This is a genomic window from Hoeflea sp. (assembly GCF_984452065.1).
In genome coordinates this window covers 15,343-24,410 of record NZ_CFHWAF010000069.1, presented here as the reverse complement: position 1 = coordinate 24,410, position 9,068 = coordinate 15,343, and the positions used below count along the sequence as shown (strand labels likewise).

Here is a 9,068-nt window from a genome sequence, read left to right as displayed (position 1 = left end):
TCTGAATTTCAACACGACAGTCCTTTCAGGGGTGGCGGCAAATCGGCCCATCGGCAGCGTTGCGCCGCTTGCCCGATGCACCACATCGCGCTGCGCGACGCGCCTTGCCGAGTGAACCGATTTTCCGCCATCAAATGCTTCAATCTAATCACAACTCGCTCTAGCCATGTTTTGAATGCCAATTCTATCCGGAGGCATTCTCGACAGGTGTCTCAAAAAACACAGCCAACATGACCTATTGTCCTGCTTCTGAAGTTTTTGCGATTTTGTCCTGTTGTTCAGCGATTTTGATCGTTGTGAGGCAGTGTGGGCATTTTACTGGCGGCGGCTTTGGCGAGAGGGCGGCGATGACGGCGCGTCGTACGGCGGGTCGTGTCGGTTTTGGCGGTCCCTTGCGCTTTGCCGGGGATGTTGTTTGTTTCCCCTTTCGCCTCACCGAGGCGCTGATGTTGGGGACCGTTCAATTGTCTGGGGTGATTTGTGTTCGGACAGTGTGAGGCTTCCACTTTTTGCACAACATGGAGGAGAACATGCAGTGGCGCATCATGGTGGAAAAGGCAGAACCCGTGATTGGGAGCCTGTCCCCATTCAAGCGAAAGGCCCGGCGCGACAAGCGCGGCCGGGCCCTTGAGGCAGGTGCGGATTGAGATATCAGACCTTGTGCAAGGCCTGGTTCAGATCGGCGACGATATCGGCCACATCCTCGATACCGATTGACAGGCGAACAACATCCGGACCGGCGCCGGCGGCCACCTGTTGTTCAGGCGAAAGCTGGCGGTGCGTTGTGGAGGCCGGATGGATGACGAGCGATCGGGTGTCGCCGATATTGGCAAGATGCGAGAACACTTCGAGCGCTTCGACAAACTTGACGCCGGCGTCGTAGCCGCCCTTGAGGCCGAATGTGAAAACGGCGCCCGCTCCCTTGGGAGAATAGGTCTTCATAAGCGCGTGGTTGTCATCGTCCTCGAGGCCGGAATAGGACACCCAGGCGACCTTGTCGTGGTTTTTCAGCCAGCGCGCCACCTCCAGCGCGTTGTCGCAGTGTTTCTGCATGCGCAACGGCAGCGTCTCGACCCCTGTCAAAAGCAGATAGGCGTTCATCGGGGCGATTGCAGGTCCGAGGTCCCTGAGGCCAAGGACCCGGCAGGCAATTGCAAAGGCGAAGTTGCCGAAGGTCTCGTGCAGCACGATCCCGCCATACTCCGGGCGCGGCTCGGACAGCATGGGGTAATTGGCCGAGGCCGACCAGTCGAACGTGCCGCCATCGACAATCACGCCGCCCATCGAGTTGCCGTGACCGCCGATGAACTTGGTCATTGAATGAACCACGATATCGGCGCCGTGCTCGATCGGGCGCAGCAGATAAGGGCTCGCCATGGTGTTGTCGACGATCAGCGGAATGCCGTGCTTGTGCGCGATATCGGCAATCGCCTTGATATCGACAAACGTGCCGCCGGGATTTGCCAGGCTCTCGATGAAAATGCCGCGCGTGCGTTCATCGATCTGGTTTTCGATCCCTTCCAGATCGGCCGGATCACCCCACCGTACATGCCAGTCGAAATTCTTGAACGCATGGCCGAACTGATTGATGGAGCCGCCGTAAAGCTTGTTGGCCGCAAGGAAATTGTCGCCCGGCCGCATGATGGTGTGGAACACCAGGAGCTGAGCCGCATGGCCCGACGCCGTCGCGAGCGCGGCAGTGCCGCCCTCAAGCGCGGCAATGCGCTCCTCGAGAACGGCCTGGGTCGGGTTCATGATGCGTGTGTAGATGTTTCCGAAGGCCTTAAGCCCGAACAGCGAGGCAGCGTGGTCGGCGTCATCGAATACGAAACTGGTCGTCTGATAGATCGGCGTCGCGCGCGCACCCGTCGTCGGATCCGGCTGCGCGCCGGCATGGATGGCAAGGGTGCTGAAGCCCGGTTCGCTGTTCGGCATGATAATCCCCTCCGGATTGATGGTTCGGATAGTGGGTTATCCCGTAGGATTACGGCAAGGTCAAAGAAGTTTTTGCGCACGCGGCTTCAAATTCGGAAACGCCGGCCCTTCGATCGGCACGGGCCTGGAAACTCATTTCACCGGACTTCGGATGCCCAGAGCCTGGAATCCGGCCTGCACGGCGGGCTTTTTCGACGAGATGACGCGACTGTTGACACCGGTCCAGCCGATCTCGCCCGACAGGCGTCCATACTCGATCTTCGGACATCGGTCCATCACGACCCGGATACCCGCCGCCTCCGCCTTGCGCGCTGCCGCATCGTCCCGCACCCTCAACTGGGACCACAGGACCTTCGGCAACGGATCGAGTTCAAGCATGTCATCGACAATGCCCGAAAGAGCGTCGGACCCGCGAAAGACGTCGACCATATCGATGGGCTGCGCAATATCGGCAAGGCCGGCATAGACCGTCTGGCCCAGAATGTCCCTGCCCGCATGACCCGGATTGACCGGGATGACGACATAGCCCTTCGCCAGAAGATACTTCACCACGAAACAGCTCGGCCGCACCTCCCTGGGTGAGGCCCCGACAACGGCGATGGTTTTCACCGAATGCAGGATTTCGGCAACATAGTCGTCCGTATAGTGATCGTGGTCCATCGGTGTCACTTGATTTTACGCTTCGCCTGTACACTTGGCCGCGGATCGAATAAAAAGTCGCGCACGCAAGGTGCCGGAGAGTGGGACCGGAACACGGTGTTTGCGCCTGAGCCACTTTGCGGCACGATAGGGTCATGGCGGCCTGCTGCCAAGCAAAGAATAGAGAGGGGGAGACGGGAAAATGAAAAGACTGACACTGTGTCTTTGCCTTGTGGCCATCAGCCTGCCCGCCCATGCACTGAACCGATATGCGACGCCGACGCTGACATGCGAGCGTATCCAGGCGATCCTCAAGGAAGAGAATGCAGCCATATTGCGGTATCCATCGCCGCGTATCGCAGACCTCACCCTTTACGACATCTACGTTTCAAACGGACGCTTCTGCTCGAGCGGCGAATACGGCGCCACGGCCTATGTCCCCGCGAGGGACACGCGTCAGTGCCGGGTTCTGGAATGCAAGCAGCGGACCGACGACGATCAGCGTTAGAGGCGAACCCTTCCGTTCTCGGCAACAGAGCCCGGCCTAACGGTCGCTCCATTCGGGTTCGCGTTTTTCCAGAAAGGCGTTGATGCCCTCTTCCGCGTCCCGCGCCAGCATGTTCTCGGTCATGACCCGCGCGGTATAGTCATAGGCTTCGCTCAGCGGCCGCTCCAGCTGCTGGTAAAAGGCTTCCTTGCCGATCTTCAGCGTCAGCGCCGATTTGGAAGCGATCACGGCCGCATATTTGTCGGTCACGGTTCGCAGATATTCTTTGGGAACGATGCGATTGACCAGCCCGAATTCCTTCGCGCTCGAGGCATCGATGGGTTCTCCGGTCAGCAGCATTTCCATCGCCTGTTTTCGATGCGCGGCGCGTGATACCGCCACCATCGGCGTCGAGCAGAAAAGGCCGATATTCACGCCGGGCGTGCAGAACTGCGAGGTATCGGTACATATCGCCAGGTCGCATGTGGCAACGAGCTGACATCCGGCAGCCGTGGCGAGCCCGCCGACTTCCGCGATGACCGGTTTGGGCAGGCCGGTGATGGCCATCACCAGCTCGGAGCAAAGGCGCATCGTCTTTTCAAAGAACGCGCGGCCGCGATCGTCATCCGACCGGTGGGCCGTCAACTCCTTCAGATCATGTCCGGCGCTGAACAGCTTTCCGGACGCAGCGATAACAATGACACGAACCTCCGGGTTGGAGCCGGCACCGTCAAGTGCCGATTTGAGGGCCTCCATCATCGCAATCGAAAGCGCGTTGGCGGGCGGATTGTTGAGCGTCAGCCGAAGGATGCCGTCGGCCAGCTGGCTGACAACCAGCGCATCCTGATCGTTGCTGTTGGCGGCTGCGGTTTCCGACATCCCGGTTCCTCCGTTGGCTTGCGTCGGCATGCTTGCCTCTTTCCTTGGTATATTGCCGTCATGCGACTTGGCAAGCGCGACGCATACCCTTACGTTTACGTCAACGTTAGCGAACGACAGCATCCGCGCGAGAGGGTGATGATGGCGAAAGTTCTATTCGAAACGGATGGCCGCATCGGCAGGATAACGCTGAACCGTCCCGATGTCCTCAACGCGATCGACGACGATCTTCCCCGGGAACTGGAGGCGGCCGTGGCTGCCGCCAATGACGACGGGCGCGTTCATGTCATTGTTCTTTCAGGGGCCGGCAAAGGGTTCTGCGCCGGCTACGATCTCGCCTATTATGCCGAAGCGTGTGAGGGAAAAGGCTTTGAAGCAACCCAGGACATGCCCTGGGACCCGATGAAGGACTACACCTTCATGATGCGCAATACGCAGCGCTTCATGTCGCTCTGGAACTCCCATAAGCCGGTCATCGCTAAGGTGCATGGATTTGCCGTTGCCGGCGGCTCCGACATAGCCCTGTGCTGCGACATGATCGTCATGGCCGACGATGCCCGCATCGGCTACATGCCGACCCGCGTCTGGGGATGCCCGACCACAGCGATGTGGGTCTATCGCCTGGGGCCGGAAAAGGCCAAGCGGATGCTCTTTACCGGCGACACGATCGACGGTACGCAAGCCGAGAATATGGGGCTGGTGCTTAAATCGGTTCCGGCAAACCGGCTGGACAACGAGGTCGACGCCCTTGCCGAACGGATTGCCGGAGTGCCGAAAAACCAGCTCATGATGCAAAAGCTCGTGGTCAATCAGGCGATCGAGGCCATGGGACTGCATCAGACGCAGATGTTCGCCACGGTCTTCGACGGCATTACCCGCCACTCGCCGGAGGGGCTGAACTTCAAACGCCGCGCCGAGGAGGTCGGCTGGAAACAGGCGGTCCGCGAGCGCGATCTCGGCACCTATGACTGGACCAGCAACAGGCCGATAAACTCGGTCAAAGGAAGCTAACGGACGGACACGCCTCATGTCGAAGCAAACACCTCAACCCCTGATGTCGGCCGATGAGGTCAACACTTTTCTGTCGGAGGTCTATCCGCAACTGAACGACGCCATGTCAGGCTATTCGGTCGTCGATGTCGTTGCGGGCGGATGCACCGTGCGTCTGAATGCAACGCAGGCGCATTTGCGTCCCGGCGGCACAGTGTCCGGCCCATCCCTTTTTACGCTTGCCGATATCGGCGGTTATGCCTGCGTGCTGTCTCACGCAGGTCCCGAGGCGCTGAGCGTGACGACAAACCTGAACATCAACTTCATGCGAAAGGCGGAGGCCGGACCGATAGACGGCATCTGCCGCATTCTCAAATTCGGCAGATCGCTGGTGGTGTTCGATGTCGAGATGCGCGCGCCGGCGGATGATTTGATCATCGCCCACGCGACCGGGACCTACTCGATCCCGCCGCGCCGGTAGTCGGGTTCGCGTGGACGAGAAGAAGAAAACAGGTGTGGTAATATAATACCTATTTTATAACTTATTGTATTATTTGTATTTTCTGATACGGATATTGCAAATTTTCCCTTGCCGCTTCTTCCCGCCTGATCTATAAACCCTCGCAATATCGGTCCCTCGGGGCCGATATTCGTTTTGCCGGCAGGTCCGGCACCAAGCAACAAGAAAAGCCTTTGCTTCAAAGGTCCGAAGAAAGAGCAAATCAATGAAAACCTTCTCGCAGAAACCGGCAGAGGTTGAGAAGAAGTGGGTGCTGATCGACGCCGAAGGGCTCGTCGTCGGCCGCCTTGCTTCCCTCGTCGCCCTGCGCTTGCGCGGCAAGCACAAGCCCACCTACACCCCGCACGTCGATGACGGTGACAATGTCATCATCATCAATGCGGACAAGGCGGTGTTTACCGGCCGCAAATACACCGACAAGAAATATTACTGGCACACCGGCTATCCGGGCGGCATCAAGGAACGCACCGCACGGCAGATCTTCGAGGGCCGTTTTCCCGAACGGGTCGTTGAAAAAGCAATCGAGCGCATGATCCCGCGCGGACCGCTCGGCCGCCGCCAGATGAAAAACCTGCGTGTCTATGCAGGCTCCGAACACCCGCATGAAGCCCAGCAGCCGGTCGTTCTCGACGTCGCGGCGCTCAATGCCAAGAACAAGAGGAATGGCTGACCATGGCTGAACTCAACTCCCTCGAGGAACTCGGCGAGGCAACCGAAGCCGCCGAAGTCCAGGCACCTGTCCACGTCCAGAAGATCGACGAGCACGGCCGTGCCTATGCGACCGGCAAGCGCAAGGATGCCGTTGCCCGCGTCTGGATCAAACCCGGCACCGGCAAGATCACCGTGAACAAGAAGGATTTCTCGGAATACTTCGCGCGGCCCGTCCTCCAGATGATCCTGCAGCAGCCGATCATTGCCGCGGCCCGCGACGGACAGTTCGATGTGGTGGCGACAGTCACCGGCGGCGGCCTCTCGGGTCAGGCCGGAGCCGTTCGCCACGGCATTTCCAAGGCGCTCACCTATTACGAGCCGGCGCTCCGCGCGGTGCTGAAGAAGGGCGGCTTCCTGACCCGCGACAGCCGCGTTGTCGAACGCAAGAAGTACGGCAAGGCAAAAGCCCGCCGCTCCTTCCAGTTCTCCAAGCGCTAGGCGTGAAGAGCGAATTCCGGAAACGAGGCGCTGCCAATGGCGGCGCCTTTTTTACCTGGGCCGAGAAATTATTGTTGCATGTTCTCCGGATGCCAGTCGGTTGTCCAATCAGCCAGCGGCACCAGGTCCACCGCATCGGGCGGCCCGGATCACCGGCCGCAAGGCGTCTGATTGCGCTTAATCTTCAAGCAGATGCTCATAGCGCGCATCGGTCAGCGTTTTGAGAAACGCGACCAGTGCATCGATCCGTTCTTCCTCAAGGGCCGGGCCATGGGTCAGTTCCTCCACCGAAATCGTATTCTCGAACTCGGTGCGGCCCCAGACCTCGCCGGTCTCCGGATTGATCTGCGCCGACGGGGCCGTGGTGTTGAATTTGTTGTAGAAGGCCACGGCCGTGCGCAAATTCGCAAAGATGCCGTTGTGCATGTAAGGTCCGGTAACGGCGACGTTGCGCAGCGTCGGCACCTTGAATTTTCCCGCCTGCGCGGGATCGCTGACCGCCGTGTTGGCAAGCAGTCCGAGATCGGCCGCGCCGTCGCCGCTGCCATTGGCCTTCCTCACCGCGACATGCACCGGCACGCCGATATTGTGATATTCGTAATTGCTGAACGTCTCCTGCTCGGCGCCGGGTATGGCCTGCAGCTGATGGCACTGGTTGCAGTTGGTGAACTGGTCGGAAAAGAACAGGGTCCGGCCCAGTTCCTCCTGATCCGTAAATGCGACCTCGCCCCTGAGATAGCGGTCGTAACGGGAATCGAAGGGCGAAAAGAAGTCGGTCCGCTCAAAGGCCGCGATGCTGCGTGTCATCGCATCATAGGCGGTTTCCGGCTCATCGAAGACATCCTCGCCGAAATGGCGTTTGAAGGCGGCCACATAGTCGGCGTTCTCCACCAGTCGCGCAACCACCGCCGCCTTGCTTTCCATGCCCATTTCAATCGGGTTCAGGGGCGGACCGCCCGCCTGCCCTTCCAGATCCGGCTCCCGCCCGTCATGAAACTGGCCGCCGACATATTCACCGTCCGTACGCAGCTGGAAGACCGGGCTGAACCGCGCATAGCTGGCGGTCGGCGCGTTCCGGTCTCCGATCGACACGCCGTCATCGCCAAGCGACACGGCTCTCGAAACAGAGCCGTCGTGACCATTGTCGCGCGGGTCGGCAAATCCGGCCTCGGGTGCATGGCATGTGGCACAGGCCTGGGTGCGGTTCTTCGACAGGTTCACGTCATGAAACAGCGCCTCACCCAGTTTCTCGGGCGAACCGAAGGTCAATTCGTCAGCGACCGCCAGACCGGCGGAAAGGAGAACCACCGCCAAACTCGCCGTTGAAAGGAAACGGCTCGACAAACGCATAAGACCAAACCTATTGAAATCTTTTGCCGGTACAATTATACGGGAGTGCCCGCAAATGATATGTCAATTTTGCCGCAATTGAAGCGTTGAGACGGTCAGGGCCGGCGGGATATCCTGAAAACGCGAAACGGTAATCGAGAAAGAAAATGAAACAGAAGATTTTTATCGATGGCGAACACGGAACAACCGGACTGCAGATCAGGTCCCGGCTGTCGCGTCGCGACGATATCGATCTGATCTCGATACCGGAAGCCGAGCGGCGCAACGATGCGATGCGCGAAGACCGGCTCAACGAGGCCGATATCGCCATTTTGTGCCTGCCGGACGCGGCATCGCGCCAGGCTCTGGGCATGCTGGGCGGCAGCAATTCCACGCGCGTGATCGACACGAGCACCGCCTTCCGCACCGACGCCGGGTGGACCTACGGCTTTGCGGAGATGGAGCGCGCCCAGGCGGACAAGATCGCCAATGCGAGGTTCGTCGCCAATCCCGGTTGCTACCCGACGGGCGCGATCGCGCTGATACGTCCGCTGCGCATGGCCGGCGTCCTGCCCTCCGATTATCCGGTAACGGTCAACGCGGTATCGGGCTATACCGGCGGCGGCAAGCAGCTGATTGCCAAGATGGAAGACGATGCGCATGCGGAGCATATCGACGCGTCGCATTTTGCCTATGCGCTCTCGCTGCGGCACAAACACCTGCCGGAAATGCAGCAACACGGGCTTTTGGAGCGCGTTCCGCTGTTTTCCCCGAGTGTCGGCCGCTTCCCGCAGGGCATGATCGTCCAGGTGCCGCTTCATCTCGACCTTTTGAGCGGCGGCACGACGCCTGCCGGCGTTCACGAAATCCTGAACGCCCATTATGCCGGCCAGTCCGTTGTCGAGGTCGCCACGCTGGAAGAAAGCGCCTCGATCGAACGCATCGATGCCGAGGCCCTCGCCGGAAAGGACAGCATGCGCCTGTTCGTTTGCGGCAGCGCTGAAGGCCCGCACGTCAATCTGGTGGCCCTTCTCGACAATCTCGGCAAGGGCGCGTCCGGTGCCGCCGTTCAGAACATGGATCTGATGCTGGCAAGCTGAATGCCGGCGGAAAAGTGCCTCGCCAAAGGCCAGATTTGGA

General features: G+C 59.8%; 10 protein-coding genes. 6 read left to right on the top strand and 4 right to left on the bottom strand.

Translation table 11 applies throughout. From position 1 onward, the window contains the following. Positions 1-651: 651 nt before the first annotated feature. Both AC5E6N_RS14275 and AC5E6N_RS14270 read right to left on the bottom strand, forming a co-directional pair. Positions 652-1,935 carry an O-acetylhomoserine aminocarboxypropyltransferase gene (locus AC5E6N_RS14275; RefSeq protein ID WP_491748432.1) on the bottom strand — a complete coding sequence of 428 codons (1,284 nt, stop codon included), beginning with the start codon at positions 1,933-1,935 and terminating at the stop codon, positions 652-654. Between the two features lie 132 nt (positions 1,936-2,067). Further along, positions 2,068-2,595 carry a CoA-binding protein gene (locus AC5E6N_RS14270; protein ID WP_491748431.1) on the bottom strand — a complete coding sequence of 176 codons (528 nt, stop codon included), beginning with the start codon at positions 2,593-2,595 and terminating at the stop codon, positions 2,068-2,070. Between the two features lie 181 nt (positions 2,596-2,776). Between AC5E6N_RS14270 and AC5E6N_RS14265 the strand changes: the two genes are divergently transcribed. Further along, the gene (locus AC5E6N_RS14265) at positions 2,777-3,082 is read left to right on the top strand and encodes a hypothetical protein (RefSeq protein ID WP_491688957.1); all 306 of its coding nucleotides are present in this window, start codon (positions 2,777-2,779) and stop codon (positions 3,080-3,082) included. 36 nt (positions 3,083-3,118) lie between these two features. Here the strand turns inward: AC5E6N_RS14265 and AC5E6N_RS14260 are convergent, their stop codons facing one another. Further along, positions 3,119-3,940, bottom strand: a complete 822-nt coding sequence (locus tag AC5E6N_RS14260; protein WP_491748430.1) for an enoyl-CoA hydratase — start codon at positions 3,938-3,940, stop codon at positions 3,119-3,121. A gap of 141 nt (positions 3,941-4,081) precedes the next feature. On the opposite strand from AC5E6N_RS14260, the gene AC5E6N_RS14255 reads away from it, so the two are divergent. The 4 genes from AC5E6N_RS14255 to rpsI all read left to right on the top strand — a co-directional run bounded on the left by AC5E6N_RS14255 (position 4,082) and on the right by rpsI (position 6,599). Beyond that, positions 4,082-4,951, top strand: a complete 870-nt coding sequence (locus tag AC5E6N_RS14255) for a crotonase/enoyl-CoA hydratase family protein (protein WP_491748429.1) — start codon at positions 4,082-4,084, stop codon at positions 4,949-4,951. 16 nt (positions 4,952-4,967) lie between these two features. Further along, on the top strand, positions 4,968-5,411 hold the full coding sequence (locus tag AC5E6N_RS14250; RefSeq protein ID WP_491748428.1) for a PaaI family thioesterase: 444 nt from the start codon (positions 4,968-4,970) through the stop codon (positions 5,409-5,411). Between the two features lie 244 nt (positions 5,412-5,655). Beyond that, positions 5,656-6,120 (top strand): 50S ribosomal protein L13, encoded by a 465-nt coding sequence (rplM, locus tag AC5E6N_RS14245; RefSeq protein WP_136656990.1) that lies wholly within the window; start codon positions 5,656-5,658, stop codon positions 6,118-6,120. Positions 6,121-6,122: 2 nt separating this feature from the next. Next, positions 6,123-6,599 (top strand): 30S ribosomal protein S9, encoded by a 477-nt coding sequence (gene rpsI / locus AC5E6N_RS14240; RefSeq protein WP_491688961.1) that lies wholly within the window; start codon positions 6,123-6,125, stop codon positions 6,597-6,599. Between the two features lie 177 nt (positions 6,600-6,776). Here rpsI and AC5E6N_RS14235 read toward each other — a convergent pair whose 3' ends face one another. Further along, positions 6,777-7,949, bottom strand: a complete 1,173-nt coding sequence (locus AC5E6N_RS14235) for a cytochrome-c peroxidase (RefSeq protein WP_491748427.1) — start codon at positions 7,947-7,949, stop codon at positions 6,777-6,779. A 146-nt stretch (positions 7,950-8,095) separates the two neighbouring features. Between AC5E6N_RS14235 and argC the strand changes: the two genes are divergently transcribed. Further along, positions 8,096-9,028, top strand: coding sequence for an N-acetyl-gamma-glutamyl-phosphate reductase (gene argC, locus AC5E6N_RS14230; RefSeq protein ID WP_491748426.1), 933 nt, complete (start codon positions 8,096-8,098; stop codon positions 9,026-9,028). Positions 9,029-9,068: the final 40 nt, after the last annotated feature.